The following is a 19,445-nucleotide window of genomic DNA, read 5'->3' on the forward strand; positions in this document are numbered from 1 at the left end:
GGACTCTAAATCTGCCCCGTTCGTGCCGAGCTTGTCGAAGGGCGCCCTGCCGCTTGCGATACCCCCTTGGACGGCCGCCCTTCGATACGCTCAGGACGAACGGCCGGGGAGAGCGGCCCGGATCTGAGGCGCGATGCGATACGCCGGGCCGGCCCTATTTCCAGTCCAGCCCCGCCACGTCGAACTTCATCTGGACGCGCCCGGCCTCGTACATCTCGGCCTCCACGATCATGCGCTTCGCCTTCTTCAGCTCGGCGAGGAACGGCCTGGCGCGGACGATGAACACGATGTCGGAAGAGCCGCCGTCGGCATCGGCGCAGGCCCAGTTGCGGATCGCGCCGCCATCGAACTTCACGCTGATCGTGTCATCGTCCCACGACCGGCAGAGGAACTGGCCGTTCGCGGTGATGAAGATGTCGAAGCCGTATTTCGGGTCCTGGCGGATGTTCAGCACGGGCGCGCTCTCGCCATAGGGGAAGGGCAGGCGGATCGGCTCGGTCGCCTCCACCTGGGCGATGCGCTGGGTGCTGCCGCGCATCTCGTCCTTCTTCTCCGCATAGCGCCAGGCGGTCTGGGGTGCCGGTTCCGCCTCGGCGGCGGGCGCGGCGGCTTCGTTCGCGCCCTCCACGGCGTTGTCCGCGCCGGTGCCGCGCTGCTGCGCATCGTTGCCCGCGGGCGGAACGCAGGCGGCCAGCGCGAGACAAGTAAGGGTTAGCAGAAGCGGCTTCATCGATCCCTCCCCGAAAGACGAACGGGTGGCAACAGCCTGCATTCGCTGTACAAAAATCCGGTAAACCCGTGAAGTGCGGCGGTGCGCCGCGGCTTGTTCGTTACGTGAACGTAAGCTGTCAGCCGGGTTCAGGATCGTCTCAGGCCCGATTCGCTAGTTCGGCATCATCAACGGGGCCAACCAGACAAAACGGCACCGGCCAGATTCGAGGAGCAAAGACATGCGCAAGTTCATTCTGGGTCTCGCCGCCCTCACCGTCGCGGTTCCGGCGCTTCCGTCGGCCGCGCTTGCCCAGGGCCATGGCGGTTATGGCCACGGCGGCTATCAGCAGGAGTATCGCGGTGACTACCGTGGCGAGTATCGCGGTGACTATCGCGGCGAATACCGGGGCGACTATCGCGATCACCGCCGCGGCGGCGCGCGCTATGACCGCTATTACGATCGTCGCGGCTATTACAACGGCCCGTCGTGGCGCGGGCGTGACGGCCGCTATTACTGCACCCGCCGCGACGGCTCGACCGGGCTGGTCGTGGGTGCGGCAGCCGGCGCGCTGATCGGCGGCAGCATGGATCGCCGCGGCAACAACACGACCGGCCTGATCGTCGGCGCGCTGCTGGGCGGGCTGATCGGCAACGAGATCGACAAGGGCAACGGCCGCCACTGCCGCTAAGGCGCAGCAGGCAGCCAAGACAGGGCGGGCCCGGTGCCACGGCACCGGGCCCGTCGTGTTTTTCAGCCATGCCGAAGCGGCGCCGGTCCGCTTCCCCGACGGTAAGGCCGGTTCTAGCCGAACACCCGGGCGAAGATCGTGTCGACGTGCTTCAGGTGATAGCCCAGATCGAACCGGTCCTCGATCTCCTGCGGGCTCAGCGCGGCGGTCACTTCCGGATCGGCCTTGAGCAGTTCCATCAGCGAGAGCGCGCCGTCCGATTCCCACACCTTCATCGCGTTGCGCTGGACTATGGCGTAGGCGTCTTCGCGGCTCACGCCCGCCTGGGTGAGCGCCAGCAGCACGCGCTGCGAATGGATCAGGCCGCCCATCCGGTCCATGTTCTTCTGCATCCGCTCCGGATAGACGAGCAGCTTGTCGATCACGCCGGTCAGCCGCGCGAGCGCGAAATCGAGCGTGATGGTGGCGTCCGGCCCGATATAGCGCTCCACCGACGAATGGCTGATGTCGCGCTCATGCCACAGCGCTACATTCTCCAGCGCGGGCGTGACATAGCCGCGCACCATGCGGGCAAGGCCGGTGAGGTTCTCGGTCAGCACCGGATTGCGCTTGTGCGGCATCGCCGAAGAGCCCTTCTGGCCGGGCGAGAAATACTCCTCGGCCTCCAGCACCTCGGTGCGCTGGAGGTGGCGCACCTCGGTCGCGAGCCGCTCGATCGAGCTGGCGATCACGCCCAGCGTGGCGAAGAACATCGCATGGCGATCGCGCGGGATCACCTGGGTGGAAACCGGCTCCACCGTCAGCCCCAGCCTGGCCGCGACATGCGCCTCCACCGCCGGATCGATATTGGCGAAGGTGCCGACCGCGCCGGAAATGGCGCAGGTGGCGACATCCTCGCGCGCCGCGATCAGGCGCTTCCTCGCGCGATCGAACTCGGCATAGGCCTCCGCCATCTTCAGGCCAAAGGTGACCGGCTCGGCATGGATGCCGTGGCTGCGGCCGATCGCCGGCGTCATCTTGTGCTCGATCGCGCGGCGCTTCAGCACCTCCAGCAGCTTGTCGAGATCGGCGATCAGGATGTCGCTGGCGCGGGCAAGCTGGACCGCCAGGCAGGTGTCGAGCACGTCGCTGCTCGTCATGCCCTGGTGCATGAAGCGCGCCTGATCGCCAACCTGTTCGGCGACCCAGGTGAGGAAGGCGATCACGTCATGCTTGGTCACGGCCTCGATCGCGTCGATCGCGGGCACGTCGATCGCGGGATTGGTGGCCCACCAGTCCCACAGCGCCTGCGCCGCCGCCTTGGGCACCACGCCCAGATCGGCCAGCGCCTCGGTGGCATGCGCCTCGATCTCGAACCAGATGCGGAAGCGCTGCTCCGGGGACCATATGGCGGTCATCTCGGCGCGCGCGTAACGGGGGACCATCGGAAGCCTTTCGCTGGAGGAACGGCCGCGCCGATAGCAAGCGGGCGGCGGCGCAGCAAACCTTGATCGGGGCTATCTGGCGGGAGCCCGCGCTAGCCCAGCGCCCAGCGGTAGCGGCCGGTGACCGGCCAGTCGCCCAGCGCGTCCTCCTCGCGCGCGCCGGCGCCGATATTGTGGATCACCATCGGCCCGCGCGCGCCCGCACGGTCTGAGACGATGCCGATGTGCGGCAGCCGGCCGGAGATCAGCGAGGTGAAGATGTCGCCCGGCTGCCACCCGGCGGGATCGCGCGGGACGGGCAGCGCGGCGCCCTTGCGCGACAGCCAGGCGCGCAGGTTCGGCACGCGGCGGTGATCGATGCTGGGATCGGGGCGGCGCAGGCCCCAGATCCTGGGATAGGCGGCGAAGGCGGCCTTCATGTCCGCGTGGACCAGCGCCTGGAGATCGAGCCCCAGCGCGTCGCGATAGGCGCGGATCAGCACATCGGTGCACACCCCCTTGGCGCGCGGCACGTCGCCCATCGGGAAGCGAAGCGCCGTATAGGCGGGGTCGTAGCGGAGCGTGACGCCGAGCTGGGCCCGCGCGGCGGCGATCAGCTTCGCGGCCCGGGGAGTCGCGGCGCGGGCGGGCGCCGCCGCGGCGCATGCGGCGAGCCCGGCGCCTATTCCCAGCAGCAGCGTGCGGCGATCGACCATGGTCATCCACAGATTCCGCAGCCTGTTTGCGACGAGCCGCAGCCTAACAGGGGCAGAGCGTGGCGGCAATGCGCACGCGGCGGAACCCGGTGCCGCCCGGGCTGGTTCAAACAATTGAATAAGCGTTATTTTCGGCGCGCCCGGAATGGCCCGCGCGCGCCCAGTTCACAAAAGGAGTAGCCATGTACAAGGCCCTGTTGCTTACGGCCGTTGCCGCCGTCTCCGTCCCCGCGCTGGCGCAGGAGGCGCCGCCTGCGGGCGCGCCGCCGCAGGAATCGGCCCCGGCCCAGCCCGCAGCCGATCCCGCAGTTCCGCAGGAGGGTCAGGACCAGCCTACCGCCGCCGCCCCTGCGCAGGACCAGTCCGCCGCCCAGCCCGCGACCAGCGCGGATCAGGTCGCGGCCGTCGTCGGCAAGGAATTCGCGTCCTATGACAAGGACGCCAGCGGCGCGCTCGACAAGGCAGAGTTCTCCACCTGGATGGCGGCGCTGCGCAAGGCGTCCGATCCGGCCTTCGACGCCGGGACCGCCGAGGCCAAGGCGTGGAGCGAGGGCGCCTTCGCCCAGGCCGATGCCGACAAGAATGCCGGCATCAGCCAGGTGGAGCTGACGGTGTTCCTGACGCCGAAGGCGGGCTGACGCGCCGCGCGCGCTCTCCGGCCGCGCGAAAGGCGGGTCTGCCCCCTATCCCGCAGGGCAGGCCCGCCGCCCCCGCGTCCGGTCAATTCAGCAGCGATCGGCCGTACATTCGGGCCGCGCCCATGCCCTTCACGATCTTCGAATCGCCGCCGGACGATTTGCCCTCGCAGCCATATTTGTGGGCGGCGTCGTTGAGCGTGCCGGCGGCGGGCGGCTTCGCCTCCATCTCCGATGGGCCGCTGCTGAGCAGCGTGTTGCCCGAATAGGCCTCGGTATAGCTGTAGCGATAGGTGCCCTTGACGCAGTCCGCCACGAACACGAAGGCGAAGCTGTCCGATCCGCTGGGCGCGGCGGAGCGCAGCACCAGCACCACGTCGAAACGGCGGGCGGTGTCCGGGCCGGCGACGGTGGTTCCCACCATAACCACATTATCGTCGTTCTCGGTCAGGAAGCGGAAGTCGCCGTTGACGAGCTGGGCCGAAGCGCTGCCCGATGCGCACAGCGCGGCGGCGGCGATGGCGGCGCGGATGGCGTGCCTGGCGATCATTCCTGTCTCCCTTGCATGCCCGGGAGAGAGCGCCCGGGACGATGGAACGCGCAGCGCGCCGGAGCGCGCAACGCCCGGAAACTGAGCGATTCCCGCCGCTCGCGCAACCCTGCCGCCAGCTCTCAGATCAATCCCAGGCCGCGCATGCTGGCATGGCCTTCGGTGCCCATGATGACATGATCGTGGACCGCGATCCCCAGCCGGCGGCCCGCGTCGATCAGGTTGCGCGTCACCTCCACATCGGCACGGCTGGGGGAAGGATCGCCCGAGGGATGGTTGTGGACCAGGATCAGCGCCGCCGATCCCAGATCGACCGCGCGGCGGATCACCTCGCGCACGTAGAGCGCGGCTTCGTCGATCGATCCCTCACTCATCAGCTCGTCGCGAATCAGCATGTTGCGGCTGTTGAGGTGGAGCACGCGGACGCGCTCCACCTTATGGTGCGCCATGTCGGCGCGTAGATAGTCGATCACAGCCTGCCAGTTGGCGAGCACCGGCTTCTCCGTCACCCGGGCGCGGAGCAGGCGCAGCGCGGCGGCATGCGCGGTCTTGATCGCGGCGGCGCTGGTTTCTCCCATCCCCGGTACGCGCGCCAGCGCCTCCGCGTCGGCGGTCAGCAGCCCGGCTATCCCGTCGAATTCCTTCAGCAGCGCCTTGGCCAGCGGCTTGGTATCGCGCCGGGGAATCGCCAGGGCGAGCAGATATTCGACCAGCTCGTGATCCATCAGCGCGTCCGGCCCGCCCTGGAACAGCCGCTGGCGCAGCCGCGCGCGGTGGCCGCTGTGATCGGGTGCGTCGGACATCGCGGCAGGGGTAGCGCGGCGCGCGGCGGCGGCAAAGCCCCCGCGATCGGGCATGAGTCGGGCAGGAGTGTTGACACGCCCGCCCCCCCTTCCTAATGCGCCCGTGCCTTGGCGGGCTCGCCCCTTGGCACTTGCGTTTCGACGCCTGCGTCAACCGGCGTGACGGAGAAGCGAATGGCCGAGAACGAGCCCGAACCGGAACCCCTCCAGGAGGATGCGCGCCTTGCCTCGCTAGACGAGCGGCTGAGGCGGGCAAAGCACCAGGAGGCGGTCAGGACCGGCAGCGCGGACACGAAGGGCGATGCGGCCTATCGCCTGGGAAACCGCGTGCTGGCGGAGCTGATCGGGGGGATGGTGGGCGGTGCCGTGGTCGGGGGAACGCTCGACTATTTCCTCGGCACTTCCCCGTGGCTCCTGCTCGCGCTGCTCTTCCTGGGCATCATAAGCGCGTTCAGGAACATCATCAGGCTTTCGAACCGGCGCCCGGAATGAGTTTCGGGCGCTTGGCGCAATTGAGGACGGACAGCAGGCGTGGCGGCTGAATCAGGCAAGATCGACCCGATGCACCAGTTCCAGGTGCAGACGATCTGGGACGGCTTCACCATTGGTGGCCACCAGATCGCCTTCACCAACTCGGCGGCATGGATGCTCGTCACGGTGGTGGTCCTGTGGGCCTTCATGCTGGGCGGCATGAAGCAGCAGGTGGTGCCGGGCCGCTGGCAGATGCTGGTGGAGAATTTCACCGGATTCGTCGCCAAGCTGGTGGACGACAACATCGGCAAGGGCGGGCGCAAATACCTGCCCTATATCTTCTCGCTGTTCATGTTCATCCTCTTCGCCAACTTGCTCGGGCTGCTGCCGCTGGGCATCTTCGGCGTCCACCCCTTCACCTTCACCAGCCACTTCACCGTAACCGGCGTGCTGGCGATCATGAGCTTCTCGATCGTGCTGATCGTGGGCTTCTGGAAGCACGGCTTCCATTTCTTCAGCCTGTTCGTGCCGCACGGCACGCCGCCGCTGATGATCCCGCTGATCTTCTGCATCGAGCTGATCTCGTTCCTGTTCCGCCCCTTCTCGTTGGGCCTGCGACTGTTCGTCGCGATGACCGCGGGGCACATTCTGCTCAAGGTGCTTGCCGGGTTCGTCATCAACTCCGCCAACGCCAGCCCGCTGTGGGGCGGCATCGTCGGCCTTCCCAGCTTCACGCTGATGGTCGGCATTTCGGCGCTGGAAGTGCTGGTGGCCGGCATCCAGGCCTATGTTTTCGCGCTGCTCACGTCGCTGTACATCCACGACGCCGAGCATTTGCACTGAGTTTTTCGCAACCAACCAACCGTATCTACGCAGGAGTGATTTGAAATGGACGCAGAAGCAGCAAAGCTCATCGGCGCGGGCATCGCGGCGATCGGCGCCGGCCTGGCCGCCATCGGCGTGGGCAACGTGTTCGGCTCGTTCCTTGAGGGCGCGCTGCGCAACCCGGGTGCGGCCGACGGCCAGCAGGGCCGCCTGTTCATCGGCTTCGCGGCCGCCGAGCTTCTCGGCCTGCTCGCGTTCGTCGTGGCGATGATCCTGATCTTCGTCGCCTGATCTTTCCGGGTACGGGCCGGGGCACGCCCCCGGCCCGCGCTTAGGATGGGACTGAAATGCCTCAGATATCCCAGCTTGCCGAAACCTTCGCGTCGCAGCTCTTCTGGCTGCTGCTGACGTTCGGCATCGTGTTCTTCTTCATCGGCCGGGGCATGGCGCCCAAGGTGATGTCGACCATCGACGCCCGCGACAAGTCGGTTGCCGACGACATCGCCGCTGCGGAGGCCGCGCGCGTCGCTGCCGACGCCGCCGAGGAGGACTGGCGCGCTCGTGAGACGGCGGCCCGTGCCGCCGCCCAGGAACAGGTCGCCAAGGCGCGTGCCAAGGCCGCCGCCGCCAGCGAGAAGACGCTCGCCAAGGCCGACGCCAAGGCCGCGGAAAAGCTGGCCGCCGCCGAGGCGCGTATCGCCGAGGCGAGCATTGCCGCCGCTGCCGAGATCGAATCGGTCGCGGCCGATGCGGCGAAGGATATCGTGGCGCGCGTATCCGGTGCGAAGGTCACCGAGGCCGAGGCTCTGAAGGCAGTGAAGGTTGCGCTCGATGGCTGACGAAACCACCCACGGCGCTCCCGCCGCGGAGCATGGCGCGGAAGCCGCGCACGGCACCACCGCGAGCACCCAGGCGCATGGCGGCGCGGCGGAGCATCACGCCGATCCGGCGGTGTTCGGGCTCGACGCCACCGTCTGGGTCTCGATCGCGATGGCGGTGTTCATCGCCATCCTGCTCTGGAAGAAGGTGCCCGGGCTGGTCGCGCGCGGGCTGGACGGCCAGATCGCGGCGATCCGCGCGCGGCTGGACGAGGCCAAGGCGCTGCGCGCGGAGGCCGAGGCGCTGCGCGACGAATATGCCCGCAAGATCGCCGGGGCCGAGGCGGATGCCGCCGCGATGATCGAGCAGGCCGACGCCGACGCCAAGGCGCTGGTCGCCAAGGCCGAGGCGGACGCCAAGGAACTGACCAAGCGCCGCGCCAAGATGGCCGAGGACAAGATCGCCGCCGCCGAGCGTGCCGCGATCGCCGAGATCCGCGCCCGCACCGCCGATGCCGCGGCCAAGGCCGCCGCGGCGATCATCGCGGAGAAGCACGGCGCCGCGGCCGACAAGGCGCTGGTGGACCAGACGATCGCGGGTCTGGGCCGGCTCAACTGAGCTTGAAGGGGGCCTGTGCCGGCGATCGGCGCGGGACGCGATAGCGAATATGGCGGGCGGTGCCGATGGCGCCGCCCGCTCGCGTTTTCAGAGGCCGAGTTCCGCATAGGCGTCGTCCATCGGATCGTCGGAGATCCGGGTGCCGCCCACGCCCTTGCACACGAAATCGAACGCGCCCTGATTGATGCTGCCGGGCTTCGCGGTCTTCTTCTCGTTTATGGTGACCGATGCTTCGGTGAGGAAGATGTTCCCGTCCTCATCGATGTAGCTGTATTCGGTGGTGCGGAAATAGCCCGCCGAGCAGTGATAGACGGTGCGGACCTGTGCCGCGTAGATGTCGCCGTCCAGCGGCTTGGCATAGACCGACTGGGTCAGCACCTCGATATTCCCGCCGACGTTCTTGAAGCTGTCGAGATCGACATACATCACCGTGGTGTCGCCCACGGCCACCCGGTACCAGCTCGTCGCCGAGGCCGCGGCCGGCGACATGAGGACAGCCAGCGCGCTGGCGGCAAGCAGGATACGCATCGAAACCTCCCCATATGGCGCGGGGCATACGCACCCCGGCCGGCAAGTCTGCCACGCCGCCGCAGATGCGAAAAGGCCAGACATTGCCCGGCAACGCAAAACGCCTAAAACTTGGGCATGGCTGAACCCCGCCGCGACTATGGGCTGATCGGGCTCATTGCCGCCTTCGTCGTCCTTGCGGCGGCGGTGGGCGGCATGCTGTTGCTGTTTCAGGCGCAGCAGCGGGCGCAGGCGCTTGTGCTGCACACGCTGGAGGTGGAGAGCCGGCTCGCCAAGGTGTTCTCGCTGGTGCAGGACGCCGAATCGGCGCAGCGTGGCTTCATCGTCTCGCGCGACCCGGCGCATCTGGGACGCTATGAGCAGGCGCGCGAAGCGCTGCCGGACGAGCTTGCCGCGCTCACCCAGGCGGTTTCCGACAACCCGGAACAGCGCGAACGCGCCGTGGAGCTGACGCGGCTGGTGGACCAGCGGCTCGACCGGCTGGCCTATGTTCTGGGCCTGGCGCGCGACGGCCAGGGCGATGGCGCGCGGGAGGCCGTCCGGACCGGGGTCGGCAAGCAACTGATGGACCGGACGCGCGAACTGGTGGGCAGGATGCACGCGGAGGAGGCGCGGCTGCTGGCCGAGCGCGGGCAGGATGCGCAGGATCGCGCGCGCCTGTTCGGCATCTGGCTGGTGGTCGCGGCGCTGCTGGTGGCGCTGCTCGCGGTACTGGTGACGCGCGACGCGCGCGCGCGTGCCCGCGATGCCGCGGCGGCACGCGATGAGGCGGAGGCCGCCAACCGCAGGCTGAAGGAGGAAGCCGCCACGCGCGAGGCGGCGGAGGCGCAGGTGCGCCAGATGCACAAGATGGAGTCGATCGGCCAGCTAACCGGCGGCATCGCGCATGATTTCAACAATATGCTGGCGGTGGTGATCGGCAGCCTGGACATGGCCAAGCGCCGCCTGGCGCAGGACCCGGCAAGGGCGGAGGCGAGCATCGACGCCGCCATGCAGGGCGCCGAGCGCGCGGCGCAGCTTACCCAGCGGCTGCTCGCCTTCGCCCGCCGCCAGCCGCTCGCGCCCAGCGCGATCGACGTCAACCGGCTGGTGGGCGGCATGTCCGAACTGCTGCGCCGGACGATCGGCGAGACGGTGCGGCTGGAAACCGTGCTGGCGGGCGGGCTGTGGCCCGCCTTCGTCGATTCCGGGCAGTTGGAGAACGCGCTGGTCAACCTGTGCGTCAACGGCCGCGATGCGATGGACGGCGCCGGGCGGCTGACGATCGAGACCGCCAACGCGCATCTGGACGACGAATATGCGCGGGTTCATGACGAGGTGGCGGCGGGCCAATATGTGATGATCTCCGTCACCGACACCGGCTGCGGCATGCCCGCCGACGTGGCCGAACGCGCGTTCGACCCCTTCTATACCACCAAGGAGGTGGGCAAGGGCACGGGGCTGGGGCTCAGCCAGGTCTATGGCTTCGTCAAGCAATCCGGCGGGCATGTGAAGATCTATTCGGAGATCGGCGTCGGCACCGTGGTGAAGCTGTATCTGCCGCGCCATTTCGGCGAGGGCGCCGCGAGCGCCCCGGCCGGCCCGGCGGCGCATCTGCCCCAGGCGGCGCCCGGCGAGGTGGTGCTGGTGGTGGAGGACGAGGAGCGGGTGCGCGAACTCTCCGTCGATGCCCTGCGCGAGCTGGGCTATACCGTGATCGACGCGCCGGATGCCGAGCGCGCGCTCGATCTGCTGCGTGGCGATCAGCGGGTGGACCTGCTGTTCACCGATATCGTGATGCCGGGGATGGACGGCCGCCGCCTGGCCGATGCGGCGCGCGCGGCGCGGCCGGGGCTCTGCGTGCTCTACACCACCGGCTACACGCGCAACGCCATCGTCCACAACGGCGTGCTGGACCATGACGTCCAATTCCTGGCCAAGCCGTTCACGGTCACCCAGCTCGCCGCCAAGGTGCGATCGGTACTCGACAGCGCAGGATAGGCGGAGCGGCCGGGGCCGCGCGACGGGCGCGCTTCCCGGCCCGCGCCCTGCTCAGGCCGGCTTGCGGAACTTGTAGACGAACTGGTCGGTCTTGCCGCGGATTTCCGGCGCGAAGACGTTGGCGGTGTGCGGATCGGAGGGATCGCGCAGGATCGCGGTTTCGCCCTCGAACACGAAGCCGGCCTTCTCGATCTCGGCGCGCAGCGCGGCGGGGTCGATGCGGTGCAGCGCTTGGGGCGCCTCCATCGCCGGATCGGGATTGGCGACATGATCCGCCACCAGCAGCACGCCGCCCGGCTTCAGCGCCGCGAACAGCCGCGCCGCGACCGTATCGCCCAGCCCGGCGGGCATCACCTTCAGGTGGAAGTCGTGCCAGTTCTGCACCGTCAGAACCACGTCCAGCGGCTCCGGGAAAGAGAAGGCGGCAAGCGGCTGGGCCAGCGCGGTGACGTTGGCGCGGCCCGCGACGGCGGCCTTCTGCTCATCGGCATAGGCGGCGCGGAAGGCGATATATTCGTTCGCCTGAAAGGCATAGACATGCCCCTTCGGCCCCACCAGCGCGGACAGGACCGGCGTCCAATATCCGCCGCCCAGCAGGAAATCGGCCACCTTGTCGCCCGGCTTCACCCCGGCAAAGGCCAGGATCTCGCCCGGATGGCGCGCGGCATCGCGCTCGCGATCGGCGGCGGGGCGGGCGGGATCGGCCAGCGCGGCGGCGATCGCGGGGCTCACCGTCTGGGCCTGGGCGGCGAACGGGGCGGCAAGCGCGAGCAGCGCGGCCGGGACGAGCAGCTTCATGGACAATCCTCTCCTGGAGTGTCTTGTTAGACTATGACACGTGCCGCCCCGGCGCAAGGCCGCGCTATTTCTTCAGCAGGTCCAGCACCGCCACCGTCATCGCCTGGGTGCCCAGCGTGACCGAGGGCTGCGGCTCGACCCAGAAGAAGGGCGAATGGTGCGACGGCACGGGCTTGCCGCCCTTTTTCTGCGCGTCGATCGCCGATTGCGGCGTGCCGCCCACCTCGAAATAGGCGCCGGGCACGCCCAGGTCCCGCTGGATGAAATAGGCGAAGTCCTCCGCCCCCATCGAATCGCGCGGTTCCGAATACAGGATCTGCGGCCCGAACGCCGCCGCGAAGGCGCCGCGCACGCGCGCGGTGAGCGCGTCGTCGTTGATCGTCACGGGCGTCGATTCGAATCCGACGCGCACCTCGGGCAGCATGTCTTCGGGCAGGCCGTTCATCCGCCCGACGTTCTCGGCGATCCGCTTGATCCCCGCGAGCAGCCGGGCGCGCGTATCCTCGTCGTCGGATCGGACGGTGAGCTGGAGCACGGCCTTGTCCGGGATGATGTTGTGCTTGAAGCCCGCGTTGAACGCGCCGACCGTCACCACGCCGGGGCGCAGCGGAGAGATATCGCGGCTGACCAGCGTCTGCAGCGCCATCACGATCTCCGAACCCATCACGATCGGGTCCTTGCCCTTGTGCGGCGATGCCCCGTGCGCGCCCACGCCCTTGATGACGATATCGACGCTGTCGGACGAAGAGCTGCTGATGCCGGGATCGAGCACCAGCCGGCCGGTCGGGTATCCGGCGGCGACGTGGAAGGCGAGCGCGAAATCGGGCTTGGGGAAGCGGGTGTAGAGCCCGTCCTCCATCATCTTGCGCGCGCCGCCGATGCGTTCCTCGGCGGGCTGGACGACGAACACCACCGTGCCGCGCCACCGGTCCTTCATCCGCGCGAGCTGGCGCGCGGTGCCGATCATCGCGGTGATGTGAACGTCATGGCCGCAGGCGTGCATCACCGGCTTCTCGATGCCGTCGATATCGACCTGGGTGACCGACGAGGAATAGGGCAGGCCGCTGTCCTCCTTCAGCGGCAGCCCGTCCATGTCGGCGCGGACCAGGATCACCGGCCCCTTGCCGTTGCGCATCACGCCCACCACGCCGGTGCCGCCCACGCCCTCGGTCACCTCGATCCCGCCGACGGCGCGCAGCTCCTTCGCCATGATCGCGGCGGTGCGGCTTTCCTTGTACGAAAGCTCCGGGTTGCGGTGGAAATCGAGGAACAGCGCCTCCAGATGCGCCTTGTAGTCCGCCTCCACCGACGCCGCGAAATCCGGCCCGCGCGCCTGGGCGGGGGCGACGAGAAGGGTGGTGGCGAGGATCGCCGTCAGGATGCGCATGGCCGGTACTCCCGCAAGGTCGGTTTCGGAAAGGCTAGCCACTCCGCGGCGGTGGGGCAATCGCGCGCCTCGTCTCGCCACCGGCGGGCGAATGGGTTAGCTATCGCCGTGATGCTGTACCGATTCTTGCGCGCGATCCCGCGTCTTGCCCTCCTTCCCGCAGTATTGCTTACGGCCGCCGCCGCCGCCCAGACCGCGCCGGTGAAGCGGGAAGACGTGAAGGACTGGCAGGCCGCGCTGCGTGCGGACGCCAGCGCCTTTCACGACGCGATCCTCGATTCGCATCCCGGCCCTTTTGATTCCGAAAATCCAGGTTTCGGCAAAACGCTGGAGAGGGCCTATGCCCTCGCGCTGTCGCGGGCGAAGCCGGGAATCGGCTATCGCGAATATTATTGGGCGATGACCGAATTCGCCAACGCATTCGATGACGGCCATCTGGGCGTCGGCGACCGGGGGCCGGGGTACAAATGGGACTTCATCTGGCCGGGGTTCGCCGTGGCCTATCGCGGCGGCGCCTATGTGGTCGCGCATTCGGAAGGCGGCGCGGGCATGCCGGCGGTGGGCGCCGTGCTGGAAAAATGCGACGGCAAACGCGCGGCGGCGCTTGCCGAGGAGAAGCTGGCGCCGCTGGTCGGCCGCTGGTCGCTCACGTCCACCCGTGAGCGCACCGCGCCGCGTCTGTTCCTGCGCTCCGACAATCCGTTCCGTGCGCCGGTCCGCCGCTGTACTTTCCTGCAGGACGGCAAGCGCATTGCGGTGAAGCCCGATTGGCAGCCGATCGATTCCGCGCGGCGGAGCAAGCTGATCGTCGCGATCACCGGAGCCCGGGCCAACGCCGGCATCGGCATGGAGCCGCTGGGCGCCAAGGGCTATGCGTTCAACCTGGGATCGTTCGACACCGATCCGGAGGCGGATACCACCAAGGCGCTGACCGCGCTGGTGGCGCAGACCAACGCCCGCGGCGACGCGGTGGCGGAGGCCGATCTGCTGCTGTTCGATCTGCGCGGCAACGACGGCGGCTCATCGGGCTGGATGCTACAGATCGCGCAGGCGATCTGGGGCAAGCGGTATACCGATGCGAAGGCGGAGGATGGCAGCTACCCCGATTATCGCATTTCCGACGCCAATATCGCCAATTATCGCGGGGCATATGAGGATGCGAAGGCGCGCGGCGACGCCTATGCGACCGAGTGGCTGGCCCGCGTAGTGGCGGCGATGGAGGGGGCAAAGGCGGCGGGCCGGCCTTTCTGGTCGGCGCGCAATCCCGATGCCGGGCCACTCCCCGATGCCGGGCCTAATCGCGTGAAGGCGCGGGTGTTCGTGTTCACCGACAGCTTCTGCGCATCGGCCTGTCTCGACGCGGTAGACCTGCTCACCGCGCTCGGTGCGATCCAGGTGGGCCAGGAAACCTCCGCCGACACGCTTTACATGGATATCCGCGACCAGGACCTGCCGTCCGGGGTGCTGCGCGCCTGGATACCGACCAAGGTGTACCGGGGCCGCGCGCGGGGATCGAACATGCCGGCCACGCCGCTTCACCGCTGGACCGGCAGCCTTGAGGATACTGCCGGTATCCGGGCGTGGGTGGCCGGCCTGCCCGCGCGCTGAGGTGGCGCGGGGGCCGGAGAGCGCCTAGATTCGGCCTTCGATGTCCGACCCGAACTCCCCCAGCCGCTTCAACGAGGAGAAGGCGACCTATGCCGTGCGCGGCGCCGATGCGCCGGATCTGGACGCGGGGGTGGCGGCGATCCGCAACGTGTTGAAGACGCTGCCCGCGCGCCCGGGCGTCTATCGCATGCAGGATGCGCGCGGCGACGTGCTTTATGTCGGCAAGGCGCGGGCGCTGAAGAACCGCGTGACCAACTATACCCAGGTCGCGCGGCTGCCGAAGCGGCTCCAGCGGATGGTGGCGCAGACGCGCGGCATGACCATCGTCACCACCAACAACGAGGCAGAGGCGCTGCTGCTGGAGGCGCAGCTCATCAAGCGGTTCCGCCCGCCCTACAATGTGCTGCTGCGCGACGACAAAAGCTTCCCCTTCATCCTGCTGCGGCACGACCATGACTTTCCCCGCGTCCAGCTCCATCGCGGCGCGCGGCGCTTCAAGGGCGATTATTTCGGGCCGTTCGCCGGCGCCGGTCAGGTGCGCAAGACGCTGAACGCGCTGCAGAAGCTGTTCCTGCTGCGAAGCTGCACCGACGGTTTCTTCAACACCCGCGACCGGCCGTGCCTGCTGTACCAGATCCGCCGCTGCTCGGCGCCGTGCGTGGGGCGGATCGACGCGGCGGGCTATGCCGATCTGGTCGGCGACGCGCGCGATTTCCTCACCGGCCGTTCGACCAAGGTGCAGGCCAAGCTGGGCGAGGCGATGCAGGCGGCCTCCGACGCGCTCGATTTCGAGCAGGCGGCGGTGCTGCGCGACCGGCTGAAGGCGCTCACCTTCATCCAGGGCAGCCAGGCGATCAACGCCGAAGGGGTGGGCGACGCCGATGTCTTCGCGCTGGCGCACAAGTCCGGCGTGATGGGTATCCAGGCCTTCTTCATCCGCGGCGGCCAGAACTGGGGGCACCGCAGCTTCTTCCCCGCGCACACCCAGGAGGTGGCGGAGGAGGAGGTGCTCAGTCAGTTCCTGATGCAATTCTATGAAGAGGTGCCGCCGCCGAAGCATGTCTTCGTCGATCGCGATCTGCCCGAGGCCGCGCTGCTGGCGGAGGCGATGGCGGAGCGCGCGGGGCACAAGGTGGCGCTCAGTGTCCCCCAGCGCGGCACGCGGCGGCGGCTGATGGACCAGGCCGCGCGCAACGCGGTGGAGGCGCTTGACCGGCGGCTGGCGGAAAGCACCACCCAGGCGAAGCTGCTCGCCGAGATCGCCGACATCTTCGAGCTGCCCGAGCCGCCCGGGCGGATCGAGGTGTACGACAACAGCCATATCCAGGGCACCAGCGCGCTGGGCGCGATGGTGGTCGCGGGGCCGGAGGGCTTTCGCAAGAACCAGTATCGCAAGTTCAACATCAAGCGCGCCGAGACTGTGGCCGGCGACGATTACGGCATGATGCGCGAGGTGCTGGACCGCCGCTTCGCCCGCGCGCAAGAGGAAGACCCGGACCGCCAGGGCGAAGGCTGGCCCGATCTGGTGCTGATCGACGGCGGCCGCGGCCAGCTCAACGCCGCCATGGCGGTGCTGGAGGGGCTGGGGATCGAGGATGTGGCGATGGTGGGCGTGGCGAAGGGGCCGCACCATGGCCGCGAGGGGCGCGAGATATTCCACCTGATGGACGGGCGCGAGCTGACGCTGCCGGTCAATTCGCCCGTGCTCTTCTACCTCCAGCGGCTGCGCGACGAGGCGCATCGCTTCGCGATCGGCGCGCACCGCACCAAACGCGCCAAGGCGATCGCCGCCAGCCCGCTGGACGAGGTTCCCGGAATCGGCCCCGCGCGCAAGAAGGCGCTGCTGATGCACTTCGGTACCGCCCGCGCGGTGAAGTCGGCAAGCCTGGAAGACTTGCAGAAGGCGCCGGGGGTCAGCAAGGCGATGGCCCAGCAGCTTTACGATTATTTCCACGCCGGGTGAGCATTTACCGAGGATTTTCCATGAATTGTACGCCGGCCTGAAGAACTTCGCTTGTCCGGCGGCACGAAGCCGTTAGGCTCACCGTGATTTTCGGGGGTGGGGCGATGATCTTCCGGTTTTTTCTGTCGTGTTTCATGCTGCTCGCGGCCGGGACCGCCTGGGCGGGCGAAAAGCCGCTCTATGCCCCTGTGCCTGCCTGGGTCGTGCCCGCGCCTGCGGTGGACACCGCCAAGCTGACCGACGGCGATCCGCTGGTGCTGGTGCTGGACCAGCAAATCCGGCTCGATGGCGACACTTCGCAGGTCTATGTCGAGACCGCGACGCGCATCGCCAACACGCAGATCCTGGCGCAGGCGGGTACGATCCAGCTTCCCTGGGTGCCCGACAAGGGCGATCTGATCGTCCATGCCGCCGAGATCCTGCGCGCGGGCGAGCGCATCGACCTGCTGGCGGGCGAGGCGCGCTTCTCGGTGCTGCGGCGCGAGCAGATGCTGGAGCAGGGCCAGGTCAACGGCGTGCTCACCGCCACCATGGCGGTGCAGGGCCTGCGCGTCGGCGATGTGCTGCGCGTCGCATTCAGCGTGTCCACGCGCGATCCGGCGCTGAAAGGCCGGGTGCAGGGCTATGCCGGACTGGTCGCCGGGCCCGCGCCGGTGAAGTTCGGCCGCCTGCGCCTGCAATGGCCGGCCGGGATGAAGGTCAAGTGGAAGTCGCACGTCCAGACCGCCGCTTTCAAGTTCACCACCGCGGGCGGCAACGACGAAGTAGTCGCGAGCATGCCGCTGTCGAAGCTCGCCGAAATTCCTGCCGACGCGCCGCAGCGCTTCAAGCTGTTGCCGCTGGTGGAGGTGACCAGCTTCGGCGGATGGGGCGATGTGGTGAATGTGATGACGCCGCTCTATGCCACCAAGGGCACGATCGTTCCGGGCAGTCCGCTGGCCGCTGAAGTAGCCAAGATCGCCGCGCAATCGAAGGACCCGCGCACCCGCGCCGCGCTGGCGCTGCGGCTGGTGCAGGACGAGGTGCGCTATCTCTACAACGGCATGGAGGGCGGCAACTATGTGCCACAGACGCCGGAGCAGACCTGGTCGCTGCGGTATGGCGACTGCAAGGCGAAGACGCTGCTCTTGACCGCCATCCTGCACGAGCTGGGGGTCGATGCCGTGCCGGCGATGGTCAGCACCACCCTGGGCGATCTGCTGCCCGAACGATTGCCGTCCCCCGGCGCGTTCGATCATGTGATCGTGCGGGCGCAGATCGGTGGACAGGTGCTGTGGCTGGACGGCACCGCCCAGGGCGCGCGGATAGACGATCTGGGGGACGTTCCGCCCTATCGCCATGCGCTGCCGATGCGCCCGGGCACCACGGCGCTGGAGGCGATGCCGTTGAAGGGCAACGCCCGGCCCGATTTCGATCTGGATATCGAGGTGGATTCGAGCGCCGGCCTCAGCCTGCCCGCGCCGGTGAAGCTGCGCCTGGCGCTGCGTGGGCAGCAATCGGAACTGCTGCGCATGATCCAGGCGATGGGCGATCCCGACAAGCTGGATGCGATGGTGGACCTGCTGGTGGACGAGATCGCCTGGAGCCCTACGCTCGTCTCGCGCTCGGTCGCCTATGACGCGGCCAGCGGGGCGACCGTGATCACCGCCTCTGGCATGAGCTATCCGGACTGGGCGGATAAGGACGGCCGTGTGCGGCTGGAGGCCGACCGCACCGTGGGCGATATCGATTTCGCGCCCGATCGCGCGCGGCCTTCGTGGCGCGATATCCCGGTGGCGACCGGCGATGTGGAGAACCGCCGCGTCGCGCTGCGCATCCGGCTGCCGGGTGCGGGGGAAGGCTTCACGCTGGACGGCGATCAGGTACTGCCCCCCGCGCTGGGCGGGGTCGAGCTCAAGCGTAGCGTGCTCCTTGCCGATGGCTGGCTGACGATCGAGGATCGCAGCGTCAAGGGAACGCGCGAGATCGCCCCTGCCGATATCCCGGCGGAACGCGGGCGCCTGAACGTCGCCAAGTCGCGCAGGCTGACCGCGATCGCTCCTGCCGGATATCCTCCGCGCTGGCGGCTGGCGGCGGCGCTGAAGGACGGCCCCGGGCTCCAGCGGCTCCGCGCCATCTATGACCAGAAGATCGCCGACGATCCCACCGACGCCGATGGTTACACGAAGCGGGCATGGTTCCTTGAGCGGATCGGTGATCATGCCGGCGCGCTGAAGGACCTGGACATGGTGGTGACGCTCGCTCCCTCGGTCGATGCCTATCTCGAACGCGGCGCGAAGCGGTTCGCGCTCGGCAACCAGCGGGGCGCGCTGGCCGACGCCCAGGAGGCCTATGACCTCGATTCCGCCTCGGACGCGGCGTTCGGTTTCCTTGTCGATCAGCTCAGCCGCGACGGCGGAACCGACGAAGCTCTGGGAATGGTGGAGGAGCGGTTGAACGCTGGCGGCAAGCGCGAGGCGCTGGCCAGCCTGAAGGCCGATGTGCTGGCGCGTGCGGGCCGCGTGACCGAAGGCCTTGCGGCGCTCGACGAAGCCATCGCGGCCAAACCTGGCCTGCCCGCGCTGCTCAACAGCCGCTGCTGGTTCAAGGGAACCAACAATGTGGAGCTTGCCTCCGCGTTGAAGGATTGCACGCGCGCGATCGAACTGGTGGACGATAGTTCTCCCGTGCTCGACAGCCGCGGGCTGATCTATTTTCGCATGGGCCGGATGGAGGAGGCGCTGGCCGATTTCGACGCCGCGCTGGAACAGAATCCGGAGATGGCGGCGAGCCTGTTCATGCGCGGCATCGTGCGCCGCCGGATCGGCGGAGCGGAGAATCTGAAAGCCGCCGAGGATGATCTGGCCGGCGCGCGGGCGATCTCGCCGGGGGTCGACGCGCGATATGCCCAATGGGGGATCAAGCCCTGAAGCCGGCGGTCTGATGCACGCACCGGCCCGCC

At 68.5% G+C, this 19,445-nt stretch carries 19 protein-coding genes; 11 read left to right on the top strand and 8 right to left on the bottom strand.

All coding sequences use genetic code 11. From position 1 onward, the window contains the following. Positions 1–154: 154 nt before the first annotated feature. Positions 155–730 (bottom strand): hypothetical protein, encoded by a 576-nt coding sequence (locus OM513_RS07800; RefSeq protein WP_264943606.1) that lies wholly within the window; start codon positions 728–730, stop codon positions 155–157. A 220-nt stretch (positions 731–950) separates the two neighbouring features. On the opposite strand from OM513_RS07800, the gene OM513_RS07805 reads away from it, so the two are divergent. Continuing rightward, on the top strand, positions 951–1,400 hold the full coding sequence (locus tag OM513_RS07805) for a glycine zipper 2TM domain-containing protein (RefSeq protein WP_264943607.1): 450 nt from the start codon (positions 951–953) through the stop codon (positions 1,398–1,400). Positions 1,401–1,513: 113 nt separating this feature from the next. Here the strand turns inward: OM513_RS07805 and purB are convergent, their stop codons facing one another. Together purB and OM513_RS07815 are read right to left on the bottom strand one after the other, a co-directional pair. Continuing rightward, positions 1,514–2,824 carry an adenylosuccinate lyase gene (gene purB, locus OM513_RS07810; protein ID WP_264943608.1) on the bottom strand — a complete coding sequence of 437 codons (1,311 nt, stop codon included), beginning with the start codon at positions 2,822–2,824 and terminating at the stop codon, positions 1,514–1,516. A gap of 92 nt (positions 2,825–2,916) precedes the next feature. Then, positions 2,917–3,525 (bottom strand): DUF1287 domain-containing protein, encoded by a 609-nt coding sequence (locus OM513_RS07815; protein WP_264943609.1) that lies wholly within the window; start codon positions 3,523–3,525, stop codon positions 2,917–2,919. Positions 3,526–3,701: 176 nt separating this feature from the next. Between OM513_RS07815 and OM513_RS07820 the strand changes: the two genes are divergently transcribed. After that, positions 3,702–4,157 (top strand): EF-hand domain-containing protein, encoded by a 456-nt coding sequence (locus OM513_RS07820; protein ID WP_264943610.1) that lies wholly within the window; start codon positions 3,702–3,704, stop codon positions 4,155–4,157. An 82-nt stretch (positions 4,158–4,239) separates the two neighbouring features. Here OM513_RS07820 and OM513_RS07825 read toward each other — a convergent pair whose 3' ends face one another. Together OM513_RS07825 and radC are read right to left on the bottom strand one after the other, a co-directional pair. Beyond that, positions 4,240–4,704: a hypothetical protein gene (locus tag OM513_RS07825; RefSeq protein ID WP_264943611.1), complete on the bottom strand. Its 465-nt coding sequence runs from the start codon at positions 4,702–4,704 to the stop codon at positions 4,240–4,242. Between the two features lie 122 nt (positions 4,705–4,826). After that, positions 4,827–5,507 (bottom strand): RadC family protein, encoded by a 681-nt coding sequence (radC, locus tag OM513_RS07830; protein WP_264943612.1) that lies wholly within the window; start codon positions 5,505–5,507, stop codon positions 4,827–4,829. A 174-nt stretch (positions 5,508–5,681) separates the two neighbouring features. Here radC and OM513_RS07835 point away from each other — a divergent pair, with 174 nt between their 5' ends. The 5 genes from OM513_RS07835 to OM513_RS07855 are packed head-to-tail and all read left to right on the top strand — an operon-like array spanning position 5,682 to position 8,240. After that, the gene (locus tag OM513_RS07835; RefSeq protein WP_264943613.1) at positions 5,682–5,999 is read left to right on the top strand and encodes an AtpZ/AtpI family protein; all 318 of its coding nucleotides are present in this window, start codon (positions 5,682–5,684) and stop codon (positions 5,997–5,999) included. Positions 6,000–6,038: 39 nt separating this feature from the next. After that, complete coding sequence (locus OM513_RS07840) at positions 6,039–6,821, top strand: F0F1 ATP synthase subunit A (protein WP_264943614.1); 783 nt, start codon at positions 6,039–6,041, stop codon at positions 6,819–6,821. 45 nt (positions 6,822–6,866) lie between these two features. Then, on the top strand, positions 6,867–7,094 hold the full coding sequence (locus OM513_RS07845; RefSeq protein WP_264943615.1) for a F0F1 ATP synthase subunit C: 228 nt from the start codon (positions 6,867–6,869) through the stop codon (positions 7,092–7,094). 56 nt (positions 7,095–7,150) lie between these two features. Beyond that, entirely contained in the window at positions 7,151–7,642 is a 492-nt protein-coding gene (locus OM513_RS07850; protein ID WP_264943616.1) for a F0F1 ATP synthase subunit B family protein, read from the top strand. Next, positions 7,635–8,240: a F0F1 ATP synthase subunit B family protein gene (locus tag OM513_RS07855; protein ID WP_264943617.1), complete on the top strand. Its 606-nt coding sequence runs from the start codon at positions 7,635–7,637 to the stop codon at positions 8,238–8,240. Before OM513_RS07850 ends, OM513_RS07855 begins: the two co-directional genes overlap by 8 nt. 87 nt (positions 8,241–8,327) lie before the next feature. On the opposite strand, the gene OM513_RS07860 is transcribed toward OM513_RS07855, so the two are convergent. After that, entirely contained in the window at positions 8,328–8,768 is a 441-nt protein-coding gene (locus tag OM513_RS07860; protein WP_264943618.1) for a surface-adhesin E family protein, read from the bottom strand. Positions 8,769–8,885: 117 nt separating this feature from the next. Here OM513_RS07860 and OM513_RS07865 point away from each other — a divergent pair, with 117 nt between their 5' ends. After that, the gene (locus OM513_RS07865) at positions 8,886–10,748 is read left to right on the top strand and encodes a CHASE3 domain-containing protein (protein ID WP_264943619.1); all 1,863 of its coding nucleotides are present in this window, start codon (positions 8,886–8,888) and stop codon (positions 10,746–10,748) included. Positions 10,749–10,799: 51 nt separating this feature from the next. On the opposite strand, the gene OM513_RS07870 is transcribed toward OM513_RS07865, so the two are convergent. Together OM513_RS07870 and OM513_RS07875 are read right to left on the bottom strand one after the other, a co-directional pair. Next, the gene (locus OM513_RS07870; RefSeq protein WP_264943620.1) at positions 10,800–11,546 is read right to left on the bottom strand and encodes a class I SAM-dependent methyltransferase; all 747 of its coding nucleotides are present in this window, start codon (positions 11,544–11,546) and stop codon (positions 10,800–10,802) included. Between the two features lie 64 nt (positions 11,547–11,610). Continuing rightward, positions 11,611–12,933 (bottom strand): amidohydrolase, encoded by a 1,323-nt coding sequence (locus OM513_RS07875; protein ID WP_264943621.1) that lies wholly within the window; start codon positions 12,931–12,933, stop codon positions 11,611–11,613. A 201-nt stretch (positions 12,934–13,134) separates the two neighbouring features. Between OM513_RS07875 and OM513_RS07880 the strand changes: the two genes are divergently transcribed. The 3 genes from OM513_RS07880 (at position 13,135) to OM513_RS07890 (ending at position 19,413) form a co-directional block, all read left to right on the top strand. After that, positions 13,135–14,541 carry a hypothetical protein gene (locus tag OM513_RS07880; RefSeq protein WP_264943622.1) on the top strand — a complete coding sequence of 469 codons (1,407 nt, stop codon included), beginning with the start codon at positions 13,135–13,137 and terminating at the stop codon, positions 14,539–14,541. 40 nt (positions 14,542–14,581) lie between these two features. Further along, positions 14,582–16,504 (top strand): excinuclease ABC subunit UvrC, encoded by a 1,923-nt coding sequence (uvrC, locus tag OM513_RS07885; protein WP_264943623.1) that lies wholly within the window; start codon positions 14,582–14,584, stop codon positions 16,502–16,504. A gap of 134 nt (positions 16,505–16,638) precedes the next feature. Further along, positions 16,639–19,413 carry a DUF3857 domain-containing protein gene (locus OM513_RS07890; protein WP_264943624.1) on the top strand — a complete coding sequence of 925 codons (2,775 nt, stop codon included), beginning with the start codon at positions 16,639–16,641 and terminating at the stop codon, positions 19,411–19,413. Positions 19,414–19,445: the final 32 nt, after the last annotated feature.

Origin of the sequence: Sphingomonas canadensis (assembly GCF_026013525.1) — a bacterium.
GTDB classification, from domain to species: Bacteria; Pseudomonadota; Alphaproteobacteria; order Sphingomonadales; family Sphingomonadaceae; genus Sphingomonas; species Sphingomonas canadensis.